25 protein-coding genes and 2 tRNA genes are annotated in these 22256 nt (G+C 71.2%); 19 read left to right on the top strand and 8 right to left on the bottom strand.

From position 1 onward, the window contains the following. From folP to DJ75_RS16955, 4 genes are all read left to right on the top strand, one after another. A partial coding sequence (gene folP / locus DJ75_RS16970; protein ID WP_094525666.1) for a dihydropteroate synthase occupies positions 1-1198 on the top strand: 1198 nt, incomplete at its 5' end. A gap of 36 nt (positions 1199-1234) precedes the next feature. Then, positions 1235-2671: a DHH family phosphoesterase gene (locus DJ75_RS16965; protein ID WP_094525664.1), complete on the top strand. Its 1437-nt coding sequence runs from the start codon at positions 1235-1237 to the stop codon at positions 2669-2671. Between the two features lie 108 nt (positions 2672-2779). Continuing rightward, positions 2780-3850, top strand: a complete 1071-nt coding sequence (locus tag DJ75_RS16960; protein ID WP_094525662.1) for an NAD(P)/FAD-dependent oxidoreductase — start codon at positions 2780-2782, stop codon at positions 3848-3850. A 187-nt stretch (positions 3851-4037) separates the two neighbouring features. Continuing rightward, positions 4038-4550 carry a hypothetical protein gene (locus DJ75_RS16955; protein ID WP_254922010.1) on the top strand — a complete coding sequence of 171 codons (513 nt, stop codon included), beginning with the start codon at positions 4038-4040 and terminating at the stop codon, positions 4548-4550. Positions 4551-4905: 355 nt separating this feature from the next. On the opposite strand, the gene ilvA is transcribed toward DJ75_RS16955, so the two are convergent. Both ilvA and DJ75_RS16945 read right to left on the bottom strand, forming a co-directional pair. Continuing rightward, complete coding sequence (ilvA, locus tag DJ75_RS16950; protein ID WP_094525659.1) at positions 4906-6117, bottom strand: threonine ammonia-lyase; 1212 nt, start codon at positions 6115-6117, stop codon at positions 4906-4908. Between the two features lie 249 nt (positions 6118-6366). Then, positions 6367-6789: a gamma-glutamylcyclotransferase gene (locus DJ75_RS16945; protein ID WP_094525657.1), complete on the bottom strand. Its 423-nt coding sequence runs from the start codon at positions 6787-6789 to the stop codon at positions 6367-6369. A gap of 149 nt (positions 6790-6938) precedes the next feature. Between DJ75_RS16945 and DJ75_RS16940 the strand changes: the two genes are divergently transcribed. The 5 genes from DJ75_RS16940 to DJ75_RS16920 all read left to right on the top strand — a co-directional run bounded on the left by DJ75_RS16940 (position 6939) and on the right by DJ75_RS16920 (position 11212). After that, positions 6939-8447 carry a stage II sporulation protein M gene (locus DJ75_RS16940; protein WP_094525655.1) on the top strand — a complete coding sequence of 503 codons (1509 nt, stop codon included), beginning with the start codon at positions 6939-6941 and terminating at the stop codon, positions 8445-8447. A gap of 101 nt (positions 8448-8548) precedes the next feature. Next, positions 8549-9028, top strand: a complete 480-nt coding sequence (locus DJ75_RS16935) for an Hsp20/alpha crystallin family protein (RefSeq protein WP_094525653.1) — start codon at positions 8549-8551, stop codon at positions 9026-9028. Positions 9029-9136: 108 nt separating this feature from the next. After that, a complete protein-coding gene (locus DJ75_RS16930) occupies positions 9137-9589 on the top strand; it encodes an Hsp20/alpha crystallin family protein (protein WP_094525651.1) in 453 nt (150 codons plus the stop codon). A 76-nt stretch (positions 9590-9665) separates the two neighbouring features. Then, entirely contained in the window at positions 9666-10358 is a 693-nt protein-coding gene (locus DJ75_RS16925; RefSeq protein WP_094525650.1) for a protein-L-isoaspartate(D-aspartate) O-methyltransferase, read from the top strand. A gap of 80 nt (positions 10359-10438) precedes the next feature. Then, on the top strand, positions 10439-11212 hold the full coding sequence (locus DJ75_RS16920; protein WP_094525648.1) for a protein-L-isoaspartate O-methyltransferase: 774 nt from the start codon (positions 10439-10441) through the stop codon (positions 11210-11212). 33 nt (positions 11213-11245) lie between these two features. Here the strand turns inward: DJ75_RS16920 and DJ75_RS16915 are convergent, their stop codons facing one another. Then, the gene (locus tag DJ75_RS16915; protein WP_094525646.1) at positions 11246-11722 is read right to left on the bottom strand and encodes an Ig domain-containing protein group 1 domain-containing protein; all 477 of its coding nucleotides are present in this window, start codon (positions 11720-11722) and stop codon (positions 11246-11248) included. A gap of 114 nt (positions 11723-11836) precedes the next feature. Here DJ75_RS16915 and DJ75_RS16910 point away from each other — a divergent pair, with 114 nt between their 5' ends. The 4 genes from DJ75_RS16910 (at position 11837) to DJ75_RS16895 (ending at position 14192) form a co-directional block, all read left to right on the top strand. After that, positions 11837-13036, top strand: a complete 1200-nt coding sequence (locus tag DJ75_RS16910; protein ID WP_094525644.1) for an ATP-binding protein — start codon at positions 11837-11839, stop codon at positions 13034-13036. A 19-nt stretch (positions 13037-13055) separates the two neighbouring features. Beyond that, positions 13056-13403 (top strand): CrcB family protein, encoded by a 348-nt coding sequence (locus DJ75_RS16905; protein WP_094525642.1) that lies wholly within the window; start codon positions 13056-13058, stop codon positions 13401-13403. Then, complete coding sequence (locus tag DJ75_RS16900) at positions 13400-13756, top strand: CrcB family protein (protein WP_094525640.1); 357 nt, start codon at positions 13400-13402, stop codon at positions 13754-13756. Before DJ75_RS16905 ends, DJ75_RS16900 begins: the two co-directional genes overlap by 4 nt. A gap of 76 nt (positions 13757-13832) precedes the next feature. After that, positions 13833-14192, top strand: coding sequence for a hypothetical protein (locus DJ75_RS16895; protein WP_094525638.1), 360 nt, complete (start codon positions 13833-13835; stop codon positions 14190-14192). Positions 14193-14225: 33 nt separating this feature from the next. Here DJ75_RS16895 and cca read toward each other — a convergent pair whose 3' ends face one another. Further along, positions 14226-15644, bottom strand: a complete 1419-nt coding sequence (gene cca / locus DJ75_RS16890) for a CCA tRNA nucleotidyltransferase (RefSeq protein WP_094525637.1) — start codon at positions 15642-15644, stop codon at positions 14226-14228. Positions 15645-15806: 162 nt separating this feature from the next. Between cca and DJ75_RS16885 the strand changes: the two genes are divergently transcribed. From DJ75_RS16885 to DJ75_RS16875, 3 genes are all read left to right on the top strand, one after another. Further along, positions 15807-15914: transfer RNA gene (locus DJ75_RS16885), tRNA-Asn, on the top strand. Between the two features lie 62 nt (positions 15915-15976). Further along, positions 15977-16441 carry a group I intron-associated PD-(D/E)XK endonuclease gene (locus DJ75_RS16880; RefSeq protein ID WP_094525635.1) on the top strand — a complete coding sequence of 155 codons (465 nt, stop codon included), beginning with the start codon at positions 15977-15979 and terminating at the stop codon, positions 16439-16441. Positions 16442-16485: 44 nt separating this feature from the next. Beyond that, positions 16486-16561: transfer RNA gene (locus DJ75_RS16875), tRNA-Ile, on the top strand. A gap of 50 nt (positions 16562-16611) precedes the next feature. Here DJ75_RS16875 and DJ75_RS16870 read toward each other — a convergent pair. Together DJ75_RS16870 and DJ75_RS16865 are read right to left on the bottom strand one after the other, a co-directional pair. Beyond that, on the bottom strand, positions 16612-17475 hold the full coding sequence (locus DJ75_RS16870; RefSeq protein WP_094525633.1) for a TIGR01548 family HAD-type hydrolase: 864 nt from the start codon (positions 17473-17475) through the stop codon (positions 16612-16614). A gap of 64 nt (positions 17476-17539) precedes the next feature. Beyond that, positions 17540-18058: a UPF0146 family protein gene (locus DJ75_RS16865; protein WP_094525632.1), complete on the bottom strand. Its 519-nt coding sequence runs from the start codon at positions 18056-18058 to the stop codon at positions 17540-17542. A gap of 39 nt (positions 18059-18097) precedes the next feature. Between DJ75_RS16865 and DJ75_RS16860 the strand changes: the two genes are divergently transcribed. From DJ75_RS16860 to DJ75_RS16850, 3 genes are all read left to right on the top strand, one after another. After that, a complete protein-coding gene (locus DJ75_RS16860) occupies positions 18098-18619 on the top strand; it encodes an archaemetzincin family Zn-dependent metalloprotease (protein WP_094525630.1) in 522 nt (173 codons plus the stop codon). Between the two features lie 44 nt (positions 18620-18663). After that, positions 18664-18963 carry a DUF6432 family protein gene (locus tag DJ75_RS16855; protein WP_094525628.1) on the top strand — a complete coding sequence of 100 codons (300 nt, stop codon included), beginning with the start codon at positions 18664-18666 and terminating at the stop codon, positions 18961-18963. Positions 18964-19066: 103 nt separating this feature from the next. Beyond that, on the top strand, positions 19067-20221 hold the full coding sequence (locus DJ75_RS16850; protein ID WP_094525626.1) for an aminomethyltransferase family protein: 1155 nt from the start codon (positions 19067-19069) through the stop codon (positions 20219-20221). A 527-nt stretch (positions 20222-20748) separates the two neighbouring features. Here the strand turns inward: DJ75_RS16850 and DJ75_RS16845 are convergent. Both DJ75_RS16845 and DJ75_RS19270 read right to left on the bottom strand, forming a co-directional pair. Then, a complete protein-coding gene (locus DJ75_RS16845) occupies positions 20749-21927 on the bottom strand; it encodes an inorganic phosphate transporter (protein ID WP_094525624.1) in 1179 nt (392 codons plus the stop codon). Next, positions 21927-22055, bottom strand: coding sequence for a hypothetical protein (locus tag DJ75_RS19270; protein WP_254922009.1), 129 nt, complete (start codon positions 22053-22055; stop codon positions 21927-21929). Before DJ75_RS19270 ends, DJ75_RS16845 begins: the two co-directional genes overlap by 1 nt. Positions 22056-22256: the final 201 nt, after the last annotated feature.

Below are 22256 nucleotides of genomic sequence, written 5' to 3'. Positions count from 1 at the left end.
CGCGATTCGAGCGGTCGGCGGCGACGCGGCGATCGGCGGGCTCGGGGCGAGCGAGGGGCGCGTCCCCGGCGGCGAGCAGGTCCCGGTCACGCTCGGAGGCACAGTGGCAGAGTACCGCGCGCTGCTCGACCGCCTGCGCGCCCGGGAGGGAGGCGGATTCGCGGGCGTCGCGGCCGACATCGCCGACCGGCTCGGGCTCGACGAGGGCGATGGACCGGTAGTCGGCGAATCGGAAGGCGGCGGATCGGCAGGCAGCGGACCGGAAGACGGCGACGACTCGGCCCCCGGAGGCGACGCCGACGCGGGCGGCTCGCCCCCCGACTACCCGTGGACCGACGGCACCGCCGTGATGGGCGTGCTCAACGTCACGCCCGACTCCTTCCACGACGGCGGGCGCCACGAGGCGCTGGAGGACGCGATCGCGGGCGCCGAGCGCATGGTTGAGGCCGGGGTCGACGTCGTCGACGTCGGCGGCGAGTCGACCCGGCCGGGCGCGGACCCGGTCACGGTCGACGAGGAGATCGACCGCGTCGTCCCGACGATCGAGGCGGTTCGGTCGGTGCCGGCGGTCGCCGACGGCGACGTGCTGATCTCGGTCGACACCCGGAAGGCGCCGGTCGCGGAGGCGGCGCTGGAGGCCGGGGCCGACGTCATCAACGACGTGACCGGGCTGGAGGACCCCGCGATGCGCGAGGTCGTCGCCGAGGCGGACTGCCCGGTCGTCGTGATGCACAGCCTCGACGCGCCGGTCGACCCGACGAACGACCCCGAGTACGACGACGTGGTGGGAGACGTGATCGAGTCGCTCCGCGAGCGGCTGTCGCTCGCGGACACGGCCGGGATCGACCGCGACAAGGTGATCGTCGACCCCGGGCTCGGCTTCGGGAAGTCGGCGGCCGAGGCGTTCGAGCTGATCGACCGGATCGGGGAGTTCGCGGCGCTCGACTGTCCGGTGCTCGTCGGCCACTCGCACAAGTCGATGTTCGGCGCGGTCGACCGCGAGCCGAGCGACCGGGAGCACGCCACCGTCGCCGCCACTGCGCTCGCCGCCGACCGCGGGGCGGACCTCGTGCGCGTTCACGACGCGGCGGAGAACCGCGCCGCGGTCGACGTCGCCGCCGCGGTGAACGGGACCCTCCGCGGGGGCGGAGACGCCGACGGCGGGGATCGCGACGGCGCCGACGCCCCCGACGAATGACGGCAGCGTTTTCCTCTCGCGTCACTTCGCGCTCGTATGGCCCGGCGTCTGCTGCTCGGCTGTAGCGCGGTCGGGAACACGCTCGTCGAGCGCACCCGCGAGGAGCGCGGCGAGCTCGTCGCGATCACCGACGACACCGGGTGGGCGTCGACGCTCCGCGACCGTAACGTCGGCACCGTCGAGGCCGACCCCACCGACCCGTCGGCGTACCCCGACCACGCCGCGGTCGTGCTGGTCGCGAGCGACGACCCCGCGCGAAACGTCGACGCCGCGGAGGCCGCGAGGGAGCGCTACCCGGACGCGATGATCGTCGCGCACGTCGGGACGAACCCGACCGCGGCCCAACAGGCGGCGCTGGAGGCGGTCGCCGACCGCGTCGTCGACCCGGTCGAGGCGTTGGCCGCGCGGGTCCGCGAGGCGACCGGCGCCGACGGCGACGAACTGCCGGTCCGACTCGTGTCGACGCTCCGCGACCTCTCCGGCCCGCTCCTCGTCGTCGCCCACGACAACCCCGACCCGGACGCCATCGCGAGCGCGATCGGGCTCGCCCGGGTCGCGGACGTCGTCGGCGTCCCGGCGGACCCCTGTTACGGCGGGGAGATCGCCCACCAAGAGAACCGCGCGCTGGTGAACCTGCTCGACCTCTCGCTGTCGACGTTCGACGGGATCGACCTCGACGACTACGGCGGGATCGCCCTCGTCGACCACTCGCGGGCGGGGATCAACGACAGCCTCCCCGAGGGGCACCCCGTCGACGTCGTCGTGGACCACCACCCGCCCCGCGGCCCGGTCGACGGGGAGTTCGTCGACATCCGGCCGGACGCGGGCGCCACGAGCACCCTCATCGAGGAGTACCTCTCGCGGCTCGGCGTCGAGCCGGAGCGACAGCTCGCCACCGCCCTGCTGTACGGTATCCGCATCGACACGAAGGACTTCACTCGGTCGACGTCGATCCCGGACTTCGAGGCGGCGGCGTCGCTGTCGCCGCTCGTCGACGAGTCGACGCTCGAACGCGTCGAGAGCCCGAGCGTGAGCCAGGAGACGCTCCGGGTGCTCGCGAACGCCATCGAGGGCCGGGACGTGCGGGGGTCGACGGTCGCCTCCTGCGTCGGCGAGATCAGCGATCGCGACACCCTCGCGCAGGCGTCCGAGCGCCTCCTCGATATGGACGGCGTCACGGTCACGTTCGTGTACGGCTACAAGGACGGGGTGATCTACGCCTCGGCGCGGTCGCGCGGCGCGGACCTCGACGTGGGCGAGCTCCTCCGCGACGCGCTCGACTCGGTCGGCTCCGCCGGCGGCCACGCCACTATGGCCGGCGCGCAGGTCCCGCTCGGCATCTTAGAGGCGGTCTCCGAGGACGAGTCGCTGCCCGACGTCGTCGAGGAGTTCGTCTCCGGCCGCTTCTTCGAGGCGCTCGACGACGCGCCGAGCCAACCGGTCGGTCCAGTGCCGGAGTTCCCGAACGACTGAGGGCTCGGAGACGGCTCCGACCCCGCCGTCCGTCCCGCCGTCAGCTCGTGTTCGGCGACCGCGTCCGATGGCGCAACCTACATATTTCGCGGCGGCGAACAGTATTGCATGACTGACGATATTGTCGATCACCGCCGACTGATCATCGCCGGTACCGGTATCGCGGGCCTCTCCGCGGCCATCTACGCCGCGCGGTCGAACAACGACCCCTTACTCATCGAAGGCGACGAGCCGGGCGGCCAGCTGACGCTCACCACCGACGTAGAGAACTACCCCGGCTTCCCCGAGGGGATCTCCGGGCCGCAGCTCATCAACGAAATGAAAGCGCAGGCGAAGAAGTTCGGCGCCGAGACGCGCAACGGCGTCATCGAGGACGTCTCGAAGGAGCCCGCGGGCCACTTCCGCGCCGAGCTCACGAACGGCGACGTCTACACGGCCGACGCCGTGATCGCCGCCTCCGGCGCGAGCGCTCGGACGCTCGGCGTCCCCGGCGAGGACGAGCTGATGGGGTACGGCCTCTCGACGTGCGCGACCTGCGACGGCGCCTTCTTCCGCGGCGAGGACATGCTCGTCGTCGGCGGCGGCGACGCGGCCATGGAGGAGGCGAACTTCCTGACGAAATTCGCGGACACCGTCTACGTCGCGCACCGCCGGGAAGAGTTCCGCGCCGAGGACGTCTGGATCGAACGCACGATGGAGAAGGTCGAGGACGGCGAGATCGAGCTCCTCCTCAACACCGAGCTCACCGAGATCCACGGCACGCCCGAGGACGGCATCGACCACGTGACGCTCGTCGAGCACCCGGACGGTCACCCCAAGGAGAAGCTCGACGACCCCGCGACCGCGGACGAGGTCGACGAGTACGACTTCGACGTGGGCGCCGTCTTCTTCGCCATCGGCCACACGCCGAACACGGACTTCCTGGAGGGGCTCGGCGTCGAGACCGACGAGGACGGCTACCTGATCACCGAGGGGGGCCGCGGCGGCGGCCAGACGGCCACCGGCGTCCCGGGGCTGTTCGGCGCGGGCGACGTGGTCGACTTCCACTACCAGCAGGCGGCTACCGCGAGCGGGATGGGCGTGAAAGCCGCGCTCGACGTCGACGAGTACCTCACCGAGCGCGAGCGCGCCGGCGAGCTGTACGAGGGCGAGGTCGACGCCGCGGCCGCGGACGACTGAGACGCGGTTCGTCGTTTCGGGTGCGTCCGGGTCACCGCTCCGACGCCCCTCGTTCGCACCCGTGAGGCGATCGGTGACTCAAACCCTTCTTTGCGTTATACGTGGTACTATCCGCGGTTCCTCCATCGTTCGAAACGAGATGAACAGACGTGGTCTTGCCGTCGTCGCCGCTGCACTCGCGTTGGTCGTGACTGGTAGTGCCGTCGCCCTCGCCGGTCCTGTGTCGGGAGGCCCCGGCAGCCTCCTCGGCGGAGCGAGCGATCCGCCGGCGCTGCTCCACTTCGATTCCGACGGGGTCCGCTGTCCCGACGAGTTCGCGGCTAACAGTTCCACGTCGGTGGCTGCCGGGGGCGAGAACACGGAGATCACGTACGCTCGAAACGTCTCCCTGCCGGGGCCGTCGTACGCGATCGGCGGCCCGACGTTCGAGCGGGTGAACGAGTCCGCCTACGTCCTCGACGTCCCGATTGAGGAGGCGGAGAACGCGTCCAGGTCGTGTTCGGGCGTCGCCCGCTACAACGGTACGATGCGAATTCCCGCGGGCGACGACCCTTGGCAACTGATCGTCAAGCACGACGGCGAGACGGTCACCACGCTCCGCGGGGAGTCGGACAGTTCCCCCCTCGGCGGATCGACGAGCGTGAGCGGGAGCGTTTCGGCCTCGGAACCCGCGACCGATTCGACGAACTCCTCGGAGTGAACCGCCGCTGAGGTGACGCCGGCAAAGCCCCAGCCGCTCGGCGATACGCGGCCGCTGCCGGGGAGGACATCGCCAAAGCCCCAGCCGGGAGACGAAGCACGGCAACGCAAGGACCGCAGGAGCGAGTGGAACGAGCGACGAGGACCACAGCGAGCCGCGCGAGTCCTCCCGGCTGCCCTTTTGAGTCCCACCTCGCCCCGCACAGCACCGCAGCCTCACTCCTCCCCAGCCTCGCGGCTCCCTCCGCTTCGCTCCGGTCGCCGCGTCCCTCGCGCGTGCGACTCGCGCCCTCCGGGCGCTCGGAGGCACGCGCCACCGCAGTTCTATTTATAACTGGTCGTCGTGATCGCCTGCTTCACGACAGGATCTCGACCTCGTACCCGTCCGCTTCGAGCGCGTCGACGATGTCGGCGGCGTGTTCGGCGTCGTCGGTCTCCAGCTCCAGTTCGAGCTCGGCGGCGTTGACGGCGACGTCCCGCGAGGTGCGGTCGTGGTGGACCGCGTACACGTTCGCGCCGGTGCGCGCGACGATGCTTGAGACGCGCTCCAGCTCGCCCGGGCGGTCCTTCAGGTCGACCGTGATCTTGAGGTAGCGGCCCATCTGGACCAGCCCGCGCCGGATCACGGTGCCGAGCCGGTTGAGGTCGATGTTGCCGCCGCAGAGCGCGGCGACGACCGTCTCGCCGTCGTCGTACTCGAACGCCTCCGAGAGGACGGCGGCGAGCGCGACGGCGCCGGCGCCCTCCACGAGCGTCTTCGACCGTTCGAGGAGGAGCGTGAGCGCCAAGGCGATCTCGCGGTCGTCGACCGTGACGACCTCGTCGACGTACTCCGCCATGACCGCGAGGGTCTCCTCGCCGACCGACCGCGTGGCGATCCCGTCGGCGATCGTGTCGACGCTGTCGATCTCGCGGACCTCGCCGGCTTCGAGCGACTTCGCGGCCGAGGCCGCGCCCTCGGCCTGCACGCCGACGACCCGCACGTCGGAGAGCTGCTCTTTGACCGCGACGGCGACGCCCGAGATCAGCCCGCCGCCCCCGATCGGGACGACGACCGTGTCGAGCTCGGGGCAGTCGTCGACGATCTCCATGCCGAGCGTCCCCTGCCCGGCCATCACGACCGGGTCGTCGAACGCGTGAACGTACGTCCGTCCCTCGGCGCGCTCCAGCTTGCGGGCGTACGCCTGCGCCTCGTCGTAGTCGACGCCCTCCAGCCGAACGCTGGCGCCGTACCCGCGCGTGGCCTTCACCTTCGAGACGGGCGCGAACTTCGGCATCACGATGGTGGCGTCGACGCCCGCGCGCTGGGCCGCGAGGGCGACGCCCTGCGCGTGGTTCCCCGCGCTCGCGGTGACGACGCCGGCCTCGCGTTCGGCGTCGGAGAGGGTCGCGATCCGGTTCATCGCGCCGCGGATCTTGAACGCGCCGGTACGCTGGAAGTTCTCCAGCTTGAGCCGGACGTCCGCGCCGCTCATCTCGGAGAAGGTCCGAGAGCGCTCCAAGGGCGTGTGACGCGCCACGCCGTCGACGCGTTCGCGCGCCTCGTGAACGTCTGAGAGGGACAGCATGCGTCCCCGTCGCCGCGCCGACCGCTAATCGGTTCCGGTCCGGGGCGTCTCTCCCGGCGTTCGCCGGCGCGACGGACCGCGCGCTCCGGGACGAACGGAAATCCGACGGGCGAGCCACCGGCTCGCCGTCTGTGAAAGGGGGAATGCACGCGTGTGACGTGCACCTGAGACCAAGCGGCCTGCATACAAAAAGGTGGGGCTAGCGGAGCGAAAGTGAAACCGCACGACTGCACCACCGTCATCCGCCCGTCAGACGCGTTTTTCGGGGGTCAGCCGCACCCGCACGTCGGCCCGTTCGAGGTACGTCTCGACCCGCTCCGCGAACCCTCCATCTGCGTTCGGGGAGTCGCCCGGCCACGTCGCGTCCGCGTCGAGCCGGTCGGGGTCCCCCACGTAGACGGCGGCCCGACTCGGGTGGCCCTCGGGCGCGTCGAGCGGGACGCTCTCCCGGAGACACAGTCCCTCTCTTACGCCCTCGTACTCGTCGAGCGCGGCCACCTCGTCCGTCCGGAGGAGCCGACCGGCCGTCTCCCCGCCCGGGGCGAGCGTCGGATACCGCCCCTCGACGAGACGGAGCCCGGTCAGAGTCGCCGGACCGACGAAGACGAACGAGTCGAGGACCTCGGCGACCCGGTCGGGCTCGGTCAGCGTCCCGTACACGAAGACGTCCATGAGTCGTGTGGGTCGTTCGCACGTTTGAAGCTTCGGACGCGCGGGGTCGGGGGCGTTCGAGCCGGTTCCGAGGTCGACGAGGCGAGAGCGCCGGCGACCGACCGACGACACGCGGACCCATTAAGTGGCGGACGACCGAATCGAGCGTCATGGACCTGTCCTCCGCCGTCTCCGCCACGGCCTCCACCCTCCGGCGGCGTCCCGCCGACCTGCTCCCGTTCTACCTCCTCGGAACGGCGGTCCCCGTCATCGCCCGGATCGGGATGTTCGCCGCGCTCGCCGGCGTCTACGTGCACTTCGAGCTCACCGGTCGGCTCGCGGCCGCCCGCGACGCGCTCGCTGGGCTCGACCTGACGCCGCCAGACACGCAGGACCCCGAGGCGGTACAGGCGTGGAGCGAGTCGCTCGCCCCGGCGCTCGAACCGCTCGCGTCGCCGACGGCGATCGCCCTCCTCCTGGCCGGGACGGCGGCGACCGTCGCGCTCGCCGTCCTGACGTACGCCGCGGTCTCGGCCGGCCAGCTGTCCGCCGTCGTCGCTCGGCTCCGGAGCGAGCGCGGGCTCACCGCGGGCATCGCCGGCGTGCGAGACCGCTGGCTCACGTTCCTCGGGATATACGTCGCCGAGCTCTGCTGTTGGCTCGGGATCCTGCTCCTCGGGGGAATCGCTATCGCCGCCGCGTTCGCCGTCAACCCGTTCCTCGGGGCCGCCGCCGCGCTGGTCGTTCTGCTCGTCGGGGTCGTCGCCCTCCTGCTCGTGCGGATCGTCTTCGCGTTCGCCCCGGCCGCCGTCGTCGTCGACGACGCCGGCGTGGTCGGCGCCGTGGAGGGGGCGGGCGGGTTCGTCCGCTCGAACCCGGCCGACGCCGCCGCGTACCTCGTCGTCGCCGTCGGCGTCCTCGTCGCGATCTCGTCGGCCGCCTCCGCGCTCGCGTTTCTCGGGGGCGGAGCGGTCGTCGCGCTCGCCAGCGCGGTGGTCGCCGCGCCCGCGCTCGACCTGCTCAAGACCGTCCTCTACGGCGATCACCGCGGCGCCGTCGACCCGCTCGACCCCCCCGAGGCGACCCTTCGCGCGCAGCTCTCCGGCGGCGTCCGCCGCGGCTGGCGCGAGATGGCCGCGTTCGTGCGCCGGACCCCGGGACTACACGCGCTCGTCGTCGTCGTCGGGATCGGGTTCGGCGCGCTCGGCTGGCTCGCCGTCGACCCGTTCGTCGGCGCCGTCACGACCTCCATCGAAGGGCGACTCCTCGGCCACATACCGCCCGTCGCGGCCGTCAACTTCTTCGGGAACAACTGGTCGGTCGCGATCGCGACGTCGCTCTCGGGCGTCGCGCTCGTGATCCCGGCGCTCTCGTCGATCGCGTTCAACGGGTTCGCGCTCGGCGCCACGGCGGCGCTAGAGGAGAACCTCCTCGCGCTCGCGGCGTTCGTCGTCCCCCACGGCCTCTTAGAGATCCCGGCGCTGTTCGTCTCCGGCGCGCTCGGAGTCCACCTCGGGATCGTCTCGTGGCGAGCGTTCCGGGGGCGGCGCCCCCGCGACGAGTTCGCGGACGCCTTGGAGACCGCGTTCTGGGTGCTCGTCGGCGTCGGACTGTTGATCGCCGTCGCCGCGTTCATCGAGGGATTCGTGAGTCCGTACTACTGGCGACCGTTCCTCTGAGGCGCCGACTGCGGTTCTCGCTGGTTCGGGCTCTCCCCGTCGATCCGTTCGGCCAGCCGCGCCCGTACGTTCAAGTCGCTCCGCCACGAATCCTGACCTGTATGACGCGACGCGATCCCTTCGGCGAGATCGAGGAACTGCTCGAACGAATGGGGCGGGAGTTCGAGGAACTCGGCGGCACGCTTGACTCGCCGGGCGGTCCCCAACTCTCCGGCGCTCGCGACGTCGCGGTCGACGTGATCGAGGACGACGAATCGATCACGGTGCACGCAGACCTCCCCGGCTTCGAGGACGAGGACATCGAGGTCGAACTGCGGGAGGACTCGCTGTCGATCGCGGCGACCCGCGAGGAGGAGCGCGACGTCGAGGTCGGGGACCCCGACGACGCGGCGGACTCGGACGACTCCGACGTCCGGTATCACCGCCGCGAGCGCCGGTCGCGGTCCGTCTCGCGACGGGTCCCGATCGCCGAGCCCGTCGAACGCGACGGCGCGACCGCCTCTTACGACAACGGGGTCCTCACGGTCACGCTGCCGAAGCGATCGGGCACCGGCGGCGGTCACAGCATCGACGTGAGCTGAGCCCCGGCCAGTCCCCGAAACCGCCTGGGTGTCCGGCCCTCGTGTTGCGAGATAGCAGCGCTCTGTCCGTGTTTAATACCTCGCGACGCCTCCATACGAGCGATTGTCATGAACAGATACAGCCCCTTCGACGAGATCGAACAGTTCTTCGGCCGCACCCCGTTCGACGTCGATCGGGCGTGGGGGCGGGACTTCCGAACGGCCGACGTCGACGTCGCGGAGTACGACGACGAGTTCGTCGTCGTGGCCGACCTGCCCGGCTACGACCGCGACCTGATCGACGTCCGCGCGACGGACGGGCGGCTCACGATCACGGCGGAGCGCGTGGAGACAACGCGCGACGGCGAGGTCGACGACGAGGGGTCCGAGACGATCCCGGGCGAGACCGGTCGATACCTCCGCCGCGAGCGACGCCGCGAGTCGGTCACGCGCACGGTCGACCTCTCCTCGCCCGTCGTCGAGGTCGAGGCGAGCGCGACGTACCGACACGGCGTGCTCACGGTGACGCTTCCCAAGGAGTCCGTCGACGACGTCGACGGTCACCGGATCGACGTGGAGTAACGGACCGCCCGAGATCGGCCGACCTTTTTATACTGCGGCCGACACTTTCTCCACTACCGCCGTGCTACTGCTCACCATGGACAACGCGAACGGGCCGGAACCGGATGGCGGTCCGGAACGCGGTGGCTCTCCGGACCTCGCGACCGCTCGCCGAGAGCTCGTCGACTCGCTCCGGGCGCGTCTCGACGTGAGCGAGCGCACGCTGTCCGCGGTCGAGGCTGTCCCGCGGCACGAGTTCGTCCCCGAGAGCCACCGCTCTCGCGCTTACGCCGACAGGCCGCTCCCGATCGGTCACGACCAGACGATCAGCGCGCCGCACATGGTCGCGATGATGTCGGACCTCCTCGAGTTAGACCGGGGCGACCGCGTCCTCGAAGTCGGGACCGGCTGCGGCTATCACGCCGCCGTGCTCGCCGAACTCGTCGGACCGGGGAACGTCTTCAGCGCCGAGTACGTCCCCGAGCTCGCCGCGGAGGCCCGCGAGCGTCTCGATCGGCTCGGATACGACGTGACCGTCCGATCGGGCGACGGCCGCGAGGCGTTCCGCGACGCGGCGCCGTTCGACGCGGCGTCCCTGACGTGCGCGGCGAGCGGCGGCGTCCCCGATCCGATCGTCGAGCAGGTCCGGACCGGCGGCCGGATCGTCGCGCCGGTCGGCGACGGGGGCTTCCTCGGCCGCGGCGGACAGCGGCTCGTCCGCCTCACGGTCCGCGAGGACGGCGTCGACCGCGAAGACCACGGCGGCGTCCGGTTCGTGCCGATGCGGTGATCTCCTGTTCGGCGGGACGGGTCCCGGCCCGCCGCCGCGGCGAACGAGCGGTTTTAGGCGACCGAGCACCGACTCCGACCATGGACGAGGCGTCGCTGCGGGCCGACATGATCGAGGGGCTCGAACACGAGCTCGGCGAGCCGCTCGAGGCCGCCGTGCTGACGGCCCTCCAGCGGGTCCCCCGGGAGACGTTCGTAGACGACTCTCCGTACGCGAACGCCGCAAGCGACGAGGCCGGAACGCGCGTCCTCGCGCCGGCGACGGCGGTCCGGCTGATCGGCGCGCTGGACGCCGCCGAGGGCGACGACGTCCTCGTGATCGGCGCCGGCGTCGGCTACTCGGTCGCGATGCTCGCCGAGATCGCCGGGGCGAGGCACGTCCACGCGGTCGACATCGACCGCGAGGCGGTGTCGCTCGCGCGGTCGAACCTCTCCGCGGCCGGCTACGAAGCCGTCCTCGTCGACCGGCGAGACGGCGCGAACGGCCTGCCGGAGTACGCGCCCTACGATCGCATCCTCCTCGAGGCGGCGGTGCTCGAACCCCCGCGCGCGCTTAGGGATCAGCTCGACGACGACGGGCGGCTCGTCTACCCGCGGGGGAACGCCGTTCAGACCGTCGCGGCGATCGAGACCGCTCCAAACGAGTCGGCGGAGCCGGACGACGACGCCCCGCCGGGCTTCCGCACCGTCGAGACCGCCGGCCCGGCTCGGCTCCGGCCGATGCTCGTCGACGGGGAGCAGCGCGGCGTGGAGCGGAACCGCACGCGCCGGGAGGACGCCGAACGGGCCGAGCAGGGCCACTTCGCGCCACACGGCTGGGAGCAGGAGTGGATCGACTGGGACGACCGGCTCTGAGGGCGCGAACGTCACCGGACGCCGTCCTCACCGTCACTCCTCGACGACGAGCACCGCCGTGTTCTCCCGCTCGTCGACGTAGTCGCCCTCGGCCGGCGGTTTGACCTCCACGGTGAGCGTCCCGTCCGGCTGGTTCGGTCCCAGTTCGGGCGCGACGTCGACGGTCGCGACCCCTTCTTTGTTCGTCTTCGCCGTCGCCACCCCGTCGATCTGCGCGGATCCGCTGCGGACGATCACCGTCGCGTCGGCGACCCGCGCGCCGTCGGGATCGATGACGGACACGTCGACGGACTGCTCGCCCGGCGTCGTCACCTCCGGCTGCGGCCGCGCGTCTACCTCTGTCGCGGAGAGCCCTTCGATGTCGCCGATCATCCCCATCATCACGCTGAGACTCGCGACGCCGACGACGAGGGCGATCACCAGCCTGACCGGCAGCCCTTCGATGGCGCGTCTGTCCGTGCGGAACGATCGGCGGTTCGCGGTGCGTCCGTCGCGTTTCGAGTCGGACATAGGCCCCGCTGGCCGCGGTATCACTGATAAGCGGTCGGGGCGCTCGACCGGAACGCCGCTCGGCTCTTCCGCTCGGGCCCACTTTTTTAGTGCGATACCGCGGTCACCGCCGATATGCACGTGCTCGGACGCGAGGACGACGGGGCTCGCGCCGCCTCTCGCGGCGACGCGGACAGGGCGTCGGACACTACCGCGTCGCTCCCGACGCTCCGCCTCGGATCGTTCCTCGCTCGCGACGGCAGCGCCGGGGCTCCCGTCGGCGTCGACGCGGACCGGCCGCACGCCGGCGTCGTCTTCGGTAAGCGCGGCACCGGGAAGTCGTACACGCTCGGCGTGCTCGCCGAGGGGCTCGCGGACGCGTCGGGCGTCTCGGCGGTCGTCGTCGACCCGATGGGCGTCTTCGGTGGCCTCAGGAACGCGGGGGGTCGCGTGGTCGACCCCGCCGTTCGTCCGACCGCGATCCCGGCGGCCGCGTGGCCGGACCTCCTCGGTCTCGATCCGACGAGCGGTCCGGGCGGAGTGGTGTGGCGGGCCGTCGCCGAGGCGACGCGGGACGCGGGCGTCGCGGGAGACACAGGCGCGGACGCGGTCTCGGTCGCCGACCTGCGCGGCCGCGTCGCCGAGGCCGACGCGCCGGCGGACGCCCGCCGCGCCGCCGCGAACCACCTCCGGCTCGCGGCGTCGTGGGGCGTGTTCGACGCCGACGCGCCGCCGATCGCCTCCCTCGCGACCGACGGCGCGCCGACGGTACTCGACCTCGCGGGGGTCCCCGAGGCCGCCGCGGCCGCCGTCGTCAGGGCGGTCGCACGCGGCCTGTACGACGCCCGGATCGACGGCGACTGCGACCGGCTCCCGTGGCTGCTCGTCGACGAGGCGCACGCCTTCTTCGGCGGCGTCGCCGATCCCGCGCTCAGGACGCTCCTGACACGCGGCCGCGCGCCGGGCGTCTCGCTCGTCTGCGCGACGCAGCGCCCGGGCGCCCTGCCGAGCGTGGCCGTCTCGCAGTCGGACCTGCTGGTCTGTCACCGACTCACCGCCGAACGCGACGTGGCTCGCCTCGCGGAGGCCGACGCGACGTACCTCGCGGGGGACCTCGCCTCGCGACTCCCGACCGGCACCGGCGAGGCGCTCGTCGTCGACGACGCGACCGAGACCGCCCACACCCTTCGAGTGCGCGAGCGACGGACGCCGCACGGCGGCGGGAGCCCCCGAGCGAGCGACGTGTGTACCGCCGACGCCGCCCGTGTCGACGAGCCGGCCGGCGACCTCGGCGCTTCTCGCCCGGACGCGGTCGAGTCCGAAGGCCCAAGATGACCCCCGGCGACGCGTTCGTATGGAACGGACGCCGTTCGGGTTTCTGCTCGTCGCCGCCGGCGGCTTCCTCGGCGCGGTCACCAGACACGCCGTCGCCGTCGCGGTCGGAACTCCCACCGGCGCCGGCACGCTCGTCGTCAACGCCGTCGGATCGTTCGCGCTCGGCCTCTTGGTCTCTCGGGCGACGACGACCCGCGCGCAGTTGTTCGTCGGCACCGGCGCGCTCTCGTCGTTCACGACCTACAGCACGTTCGTCGGCGACGCCGTCGCGCTCGGGGCGCTCGCCGGGACCGGGTACGTCGCCGCGAGCTACGCGGTCGGGTTCGCGGCCGCGCTCGGCGGTCTCGCGGTCGGGGGGCGGTCGTGACGGGACCGATCCTCGCGGCCGCGCTCGTCGGCGTCGGCGGGTCGATCGGTGCGGTCGCCAGACACGCCGTCGGGCTCCGGATCGAAGGGCGCCGCTCCGTGGTGGCAGTCAACGCGCTCGGCAGCCTCGCGCTCGGCGCCGTCCTCGCCGCGCCGATCGGCTCGCCGGCGACCCTGCTCGTCGCGGTCGGCGCGTGCGGCGCGTTCACGACGTTCTCGTCGTTCGCCGTCGAGACGGTGTCGACCGCGAGCGGCGGTGACGCGGGCGTCGCGGTCGGGTTCGCCGCCGCGAACCTGGCGGCCGCGCTGACCGGCTTTCTCGCCGGGGCGGCGCTCGTCGGAGCGCTCGTGTGACCCGCGGATCGGCCGTTCCCCGGACGCGACGCCCGGGAGCGACAGGTAAAGGCCCCTCCGGGACGTACTGCCTTCCGTGACTGACGACGCCGAGAGCCGGTCGGACAAGAGGGCCGACACCGAGCGCGCGGCCGGCGGTCCGGACCCCGCCGACCCGGACCGGAGCGCCGCGACCGCGGAGGACGCGACCGGAGACTTCGGCGACGACGCACCGTCGTTCGGCGATCTCACGCTGCCGCAGCGCGTGTTCGTCGCCGCCGTGCAGAATCCCACCCGCGGCGTCGTTATCGCCGGGCTCCTCGCGTTCGGCTTCTCCTTCTACGTCGCCTTCTGGCTCGCCTTTCCGCGCGTCGCGGCGTTCATGTCCGCCGTCGGAGCGGTCCTCGTGGCGATCGTCGCCCTCGTCTATCTGATCTCTGACCGCGTCTCGGGGTGAGACCGCGGGACCGGCAGCGGCGAAGCGAGCCGATCACGGGTGCGGCTCGTAGAACTCGCGGAGCGTCGTCCCGAACGTCGGCGCCAGCGTCGCGACGGCGTCGCCGACCAGCACGTCGCGCTCGGCGAACGCCCGCGTCACCTGCGCCCCGAGCGCGACGTCGCCCGCGGCGTCGCTCTCGAGGTACGCTCGCACCGTCGTGAACTCTCGCTCCCGCTCGACGACGTACCGATCGCCGTCGATGAACGGGCCGTACGTCTCCGGGTCGACGTCGTCGGCGTACGACTCGTAGAAGTTCGCAGCGTGTTTCCGCACCGCGACCGGCGGGCCCTCGTGGCGCTCGACTGCCGGCCGCTCGTCGACCTCTAGCTCGGCGTACAGCGCGGCGCGGACGGGACCGGTCGGGCCGCGTTCGGCCCGGTCGTCGTCGACCATCGCCTGTGCGCGCAGCACGTCGAATCCGTGCGCGTTCAGCCCGCGGACGACCCCGTCGAGGGAGCGCCGGAGCTGCGGCCACAGCTGGTCGTCGACCAGGTCGGGGGCGTCGAAGACGACGGCGATCGGCGTCGTCTCCCGCCGGTCGAGGTGGTCGCGGACGGCCGCGACGTCGAGCGGTTCGAGGTCCTGCGGCTCGAACAGCGACTCGCGCGGCGACGCGAGCAGCTCGCGGGCGTAGTGCTGGAACCGCGCCGCGTTCGCGGCCGAGAGGACCGCCGCGACGTTTCGGGTCGGGTCCGTGGGGTCGACGACGACGAGCGGGTCGTCGAACGTCGCCTCGGCGTGCCCCTCGGGGTCGAACTCCACCGGCGGGTGCCAGCTCCGGGCCGACTCGACGAGCGGGACGAACCCGCCGAGCTCCAACACGAGCAGCTCCGTCAGGTACCCGGAGAACCCCTCCGTGCGGAGGTCGCTCCCGTAGGCGCCGATCCCCTTCAGGAACGCCTTCGCGAGCACGACGTCGGCGGCGAGCTCGTCGCCGAGCCGCGCGGAGAGGTACGCGTCGTGGAACGGGGTCCGATCGACCGCGGAGACGAGCTCCGCGGCGGCCTCCACGTCGTGACACGGGACGAGGTCGACGTCGAACCCCTCGTAGGTCCCCTTCACGTACGGGTGTTCGGCGTACTCCTCGTGGCCGTCGGGGAGGACGGCGTGGCCGACGGCGAGCCCGTACTCCTCCAACTCGGTACGGTCGAGGTCGGGTTCGAACCGGACGAACAGGTCGATGTCGCGGTCGCCGGAGACCCACGTCCCGCGAGCCGTCGACCCCACCTGCACCACGTCGGCCTCGACGGGGAGATCGGCGATCGCCCCGCGGGCGCGCTCGACGAGCTCTTCGGCGACGGCTCGCAGACGCTCGCGCTCCGCCGGCTCCGGGACCACCCGGTCGCGGACGCGCGAAAGAACCGCTTCGAGGGCGTCGGACTCGGGATCGCCGGCCTCGGAATCGTCCATGTCCGGATCTCTCGCGGTCCGGCCGAAAACGTGTCGGTCGCGGGGGCGGCGAATCATTCGGAAAACCGGCCGACGACGACTCGACGCGCCCGCGCGGTCCGTCGCAGCCGAGTCGGGCGGAAACGAAAGCCATATCAAAACAACGCGAGTACCGGAAGATGAGCCGAAGTAGCTCAGTTGGTAGAGCGCCTCGCTGTTACGACGCTCGGCGGACTTCCCCCGAACGTCACAGTCACGAGGCGGTCCCAGGTTCGAGTCCTGGCTTCGGCGTCTCCTTCGGACGGCTCCGATCGTGGATGTGAGTTTTATACGATTACGACTCAGACGGTTGTATGTCGCTTTTTGAGCAGTACGACCGTCTCGGAGAACCACAGAAGCGCGGACAGGCCACGGAAGCGATCGTCACGGCGGAGCTGGTCGCTCGCGACGTTTCCGTGCTTACGCCGGCGTACGACAACGATCCGTACGACCTCGTCACCAGAATCGACGGCGAATTCTATCGGTTACAGGTCAAGACAGCGTACGACGGCAAAAACGACGGCGCGGTAGAGTTCCGGACTCGAAGTGTTCGGACGAAAAGCGAAGGATACGAACGAGAGGGATACGACGGAAAAATCGATTACTTTGCCGTTCTCAACGTCCGAACAGAGGATGTGTATCTCGTCCCGATCGAAGACGCCGGAGCGGCAGCGACCACGATCCGATACGAACCCGCCGCGAACAACAATCGAACGAACATCAATTGGCACGAAGAGTACCGGATCGATACGGTTCTCGACGCACTCCGTTCGAGCTAATGCGGTACCCTAAAGAATGTGCCTCGTCTATTTGAGACCACTACGGGCCTTTAGCTTAGTCTGGCTCAAAGCCCTCCGCTCATAACGGAGTGATCGCCGGTTCAAATCCGGCAAGGCCCATTTTCTCGCGGCAAGCATCCCCGCGAGCGACGGGTATCGCTTCGCCTCGGCTACTCCAGCAGCTCGACCAGTTCGTTCACGTCCTCGATGACGGCGTCGGCCCCGTTCTCGGCGTACTTCCGTCGTCCCTCCTCGCCGGTCAGGCCGCCGGTGAGGACGCCGACTCCGTAGTAGACCCGGCTCGCGTCCTCGTCGTCGGCGTTGCGCGCGGTCCGCACGTCGTCGAGGGTGTCGCCGGCGAAGGCGACGCGCTCCGCGCCGAACCGCTCCGCGAGCGCGACGAGCGCGCGGGGGTGCGGCTTCCCCTCCTCCCAGTCGTCCATCGTGAACCGCCGGTCCTCGGGGACGTCGAGGCCGACGCGCTCCAGGGCGATCTCCGCCTCGGCCGCGGGTCGCCCCGTCAACACGCCGACGTCGAACCGCTCGGTGAGGTCGGCGATCGTCTCGGGGTCGACGAGCGTCGGCTCGTCGTGGATGTACCCCGGCGCCGACAGCGGCGGCTCCCCGCCCTCCAGCTCGCGGTACAACTCCTCGCCGAGGTACAGCGCTTGGAACGTCTCGCGGAGGCGTTCGGTGTCCCACTGGTCTCGCACCCGGGCCTGCGCGACTCGGGGGAGGTCGCCGACGACCGCTTTCGCCGCGGCGAGGCCGCCCCCGGCCTCGGCGACCCGGTCGGTGAACGCGTCGGGGTCCATCCCGAGGCCCTCGCGGCGGGCCAGCACGTACAGCGCGGCGGCGTCCGTCAGCTCCCAGTCGTTGTTGAACCCGCCGGCGTCTTTGAACGCCTGGACCGTGTCGCGGTCGATCGTCTTGCCGCACACCCTGTCGACGGACTCGATTATCGCCCGTCGATACGAGTCGCCCACGTCGACGAGGACGCCGTCGATGTCGAGAACGACTGCGTCGACCTGCATACCCGTACGCCGGCAGGTGGGGGAAAGAACGTTCGGGTTCGCGGCCGATTCGGCCGGAACTCCGTCACCGTCCGCGATCGACGCCCGGGGATTCGGGCCCCGCCGAGCCGCCGCGAGCGACGTAGACGGTGGTTCCGGAGAGCGACCGGCGACCGACCGGCACCGTCGGCTCCTCGAAGCCGAGAGTCGTGAACAGGCACGCGGCGTCGAGGCGCTCGGCGAGCGCGACCGTCGGGCGCTGGAGCTCCGCCGGGAGGTTACACGCGTACACCGCGTCGAACTCGCCCTCGGTCGGATGGGCCTCGGTCGAGTCGGCCTCGGCTCTCGCTTCGGCGTCCGTCGCCGCCGCGAGAGCCAGCACGTCGGCCTCGACGGCGCGCAGCGATCCCGCGACCGTCGCCGCCTCGGTCTCCCGGGCGGTCGCCAGCGCGCGCTCGCCGACGGCGACGTCGATCGCGACGACGTCGCGGCCGCGCTCGGCGAGCGACCGCGCGACTCCGGGGCGGTCGCCGACGCCGACCTCTAGCAGCCGGTCGTGGCGGGCGAGCTCCTCGACGAGCGCGAGGCGGGGTGGCGAGACCACGGCGCGGGCTTTATGATTGGGGCGGTCATAAGCGGTTCCATGCTCGTGGACATCGTCCCCGTCGGGGAGGTCACCCCCCGCGTGAAACGGGAGGCCTCCGCCGCGCTCCGATCGGTGTACGACTGTGACGTCACGGTCCACGACGATCAGCCGATCCCCGAGACCGCCTACGACGAGGGTCGCGACCAGTACCGCGCCGAGGACCTGATCGAGACGGTCAGCCGGGTCGGCGGCGGCGAGAAGAACATCGGAATCACCCCGCAGGACCTCTACTACCGCCGCCGGAACTACGTGTTCGGACTGGCGTACCTCAACGGCAACGGCTCCGTGATCTCGACACACCGGCTCCGCACCTCCTCCGACGGGGGCGTGTCCACGAAGCCCGCGGTCGACGTGTTCTCCGACCGCGTCCGAAAGGAGGTCGTCCACGAGATCGGCCACACCCTCGGGCTGGAGCACTGCGACAACAGCAAGTGCGTCATGTCCTTCTCCCCGACCGTCCGCGAGGTCGACGTGAAAGAGGAGAACCTCTGCGGCTCCTGTTCGCGGCTGGTCCGGTAGCGCTCGCCGGTAGAGGTAAACCCCGTCCTGTTTAACTAACGCGCATGGCCGCAAAGCCGGAATACCGCGACCGGCCCGACGTCGAGGTCGCGCTGCTGGACGCGCTCGTCGACCGCGGCGACGAGGGGATGACGGTGCTGGAGCTGCGCGCGGCCGTCGACGCCGACATCGACGCCGTCGAGGAAGCGCTCTCAGCCCTGAAAGAGGACTCGCTCATCACCGTCGAGAGCGAGGAGCGGGTCCGCGTCTACGCGCACGATCGCGTGATCCCCGATCCCGAGGCGCCGGCCGACGACCCGCCGGGAGGGATCGTCGACACGATCCGGGACCGGCTCGGGCTGTAAGTCCGTCCGCCCTCGCGCCGCCGCGGTCGCGTCGCGACCGAACGCCCTCGCGACCCGACGACGAGCCAGCGACCTTTTGCCGCTCCCCGGCGTCGATCGGGGTATGACTCTCGTCTCCGGCACCCACGGCGCCCACGGCGCGACGTACCGCGACCGCGGCGGCCGTCGGGTGGTCGACCACTACGGGAAGCCAGAGCGGGTCGGGAAGGCGGTCCGCAACGTCGTCGGCGCGATCGAGATGGGGTACGGGGTGCTCGCGATCACCGGCGACGACCGCGTCGAATTCGTCGACAACGCCGTCTCTAACCGCGTCCCGGCCGAGGACGGGCAGGGGGTGTACGCGCTCCTGCTCGACCCGCAGGGGGGCATCGAGACGGACATGTACGTGTACAACGCCGACGAGCGACTGCTCGTGTTCCTCCCGCCCGAGCGCACCGAAGACGTCGCCGAGGACTGGTCGGACAAGGTGTTCATCCAGGACGTGACGGTCGAGGACGCCTCCGACGAGTTCGGCGTGTTCGGCGTCCACGGGCCCAAGTCCACCGAGAAGGTCGCCTCGGTGCTCGGCGGGCCGGGCGCCCCCGAGAAGCCGCTCTCCTTCGTTCGCGGCTCGATGGTCGACGCGGGCGTCACCGTCATCTCGAGCGACGCCCCGCTCGGCGAGGAGGGCTACGAGGTCGTCTGCGCGGCCGACGACGCCGAGGAGGTGTTCGACACGCTGATCAACCGCGGGCTCAACGCGGCCCCGTTCGGCTACCGGACGTGGGACGCGCTCTCCGCCGAGGCGGGCACGCCGCTCTTCGAGTACGAGCTGGAGGGAACGGTGCCGAACGTCCTCGGCCTCCGCAACGCCCTGGACTTCGAGAAGGGTTGTTACGTCGGACAGGAGGTCGTCTCTCGCGTCGAGAACCAGGGGCGGCCAAGCCGCCGGCTCGTCGGGCTACGGCTCGACGGACTCGCCGACGCGACCGGCGCGATCGACGGCGACGCCGACCCGGAGGGCTACGACGAGGTCCTCCCGACGTCCGGCGCGGCCGTCTTCGCCGGCGACGAGGCGGTCGGCGAGGTGACCCGCGCGGCGGTCGGTCCCGCCTCGGGCGGTCCGATCGCGCTGGCGCTGGTCCGGTTCGACGCCGACCTCGATCCGGTTACCGTGCGCGTCGACGGCGAGGAGGTCGCGGCGACGCGCGCCGCCCTGCCGTTCGTCGACGGGAGCGCACGGTCCGGGCGGATTCCGACGTACCCGGGCGACGAGTAGCCGATATCGATGCTAATACACTCACGCTCGCGGTCGGCGCGTGCCGCCGAGCGCCCGTAGGGCGCGAGGTGCACGCGCGAGGGAGCCGGTGAGCGCTCGCAGAGCGCGAACCGCGAGGCTGGGGAGGCGTGAGGCTGCGGCTGCGGTTGTGGTGCGGGGTGGACTCAAAGGGGCAGCCGCGAGGACGGCGCAGGCGTTCACGAGAGCTCCGCTCTCGTGAGCCAATCAGAACGTTACGCGTTCTGATGACGACGCAAGCACCGTAATGAGGGAGCGATAGCGACCGAGTGAGGCGCGAAGCGAGCGTGCGCCGTCCTCGCGGCTGGGGCTTTGGCGGTGTTCACCATCGATCGGCAGTCACCGGGTATAAACGAGCGGCTGAGGCTTTGGACATCTTCCGTCGATCCACCAACAGGCATGTATAAACGAGCGGTTGTGGCTTCGCGGGCATTCACCGATGCCTCGCGGACAATCCCGTTCATATACAACTACCCGAATTCCGACGGCTTCGACGCTCGTCACCTCGCTCAGAGCACGAACTGCACGGCCGAGTAGATCCCGTAGCCGAGCGCGAGCGACCCCACGAGCGACCCGATCCACGCGAACACCGTGTATCCCATCTTCGCCCGGCTCACGCCCGCGTCGCCGGCGGCGTAGCCGGCGCCGACGATCGCGGAGACGATGATCTCGTTGAACGAGACGGGGATCCCGAACGCGACCGCGGTCTGCGCGATCGCGAACGAGGGGATGAGCGCCGAGATCGACCGCCGCGGTCCCATCGACGCGTAGTCCTGCGAGATCGCCTTGATCATCCGCGGCGCCCCGGTCCAGGAGCCGGCCAGCAGGCCGACGCCGCCGCCGACGAGCAGCGCCCACAGGGGAATCCCCGCGTCGCCGACGAACAGGGGAACGAGCGGCCCGATCGCGAGTCCCACCTGCGACCCGCCGGCGGAGAACGCGACGAGCCCGCCCATCGCGAGCAGGAACCGGCGCTGGGCCCCCTCGCGGTCGCGACCGAGGTCGAGATACACCGCGGCGGTGACGACCGCCGCCACCGCGACCGTGACGAGCGGGGTCCCGATCGCGCCGACGCCGAGCTCCGGACCGACCGTCTCGGAGAGCGACGCCTGTTCGCCCGGCGGGCCTAACAGCGCGAACCCGACGTTCGCGACGATCACGCCGACGAGCCCCGCGAGCGCCGCGGTGAGCGGTCGCTCCGGGAGGCGCTCGCCGATCAGCGACCGCGCCACGACGTAGGCGATGCCGCCGCCGACGAACGGCGTGAGCACCCACAGCGTGAGGATCTCGGAGTACTTCGGCCAGGCGGGATCGCCGCCCATCGCGAGGCCGACCCCGACTACCGCGCCGGTGACCGTGAACGCGGTCGCGATCGGGTACCCCGCGAACACGCCGATCGCGACGAGTCCCGCGGCGGTGACCAGCGCGACGATGGCCGCGCCGGCGGTGAGCGTGACGCCGCCGATCAGCTCGGTGCCGACCGCCTCGGTCACGTTTGCGCCCTGCAACACCGCGCCGAGCAGCCCCAACACCCCCACGATCAGGCCGGCGCGCATCACGGAGATCGCGTTCGCGCCGACCGCCGGGGCGAACGGGGTCGACCCCGACGAGCCGGCGCCGATAGACCACGCCATGAAGAGGCTCGCCGCGCCGGCGACGCCGAGGGTGAGAACGGTGGCGACGACCATTACCGCTGGCCGTCCTCGTACCCTTCGCGGAGTCCGGTCAAGGTGCGCCGGACGAGCAGAAACCCGAAGAAGAAGAGCCCGAGCAGGCCGACGAGAATAATGACGAACAGCGGTTCTACCGAGAGCATACTGTCGAATCCGTCGGGACGGTGTTATGCGTTTCGGCACCCGCGTCCCCCGGGGTGACTAAAGCACGTCTTTGTCCCTAAGCTAGGTATAAGATATCGCCGGCGTAACGTGGAAACGCGACCCCCGCTTCGGCCCTCTACCCCGAGATCGCTTCGGGTCGAACGGTTCGGTCCGTCGACGACCCCCCGCTTCCCCTGCCC

The organism is Halorubrum sp. Eb13, assembly GCF_002252895.1.
GTDB lineage: Archaea > Halobacteriota > Halobacteria > Halobacteriales > Haloferacaceae > Halorubrum.
This window is presented reverse-complemented; position numbering and strand designations above follow the sequence as displayed.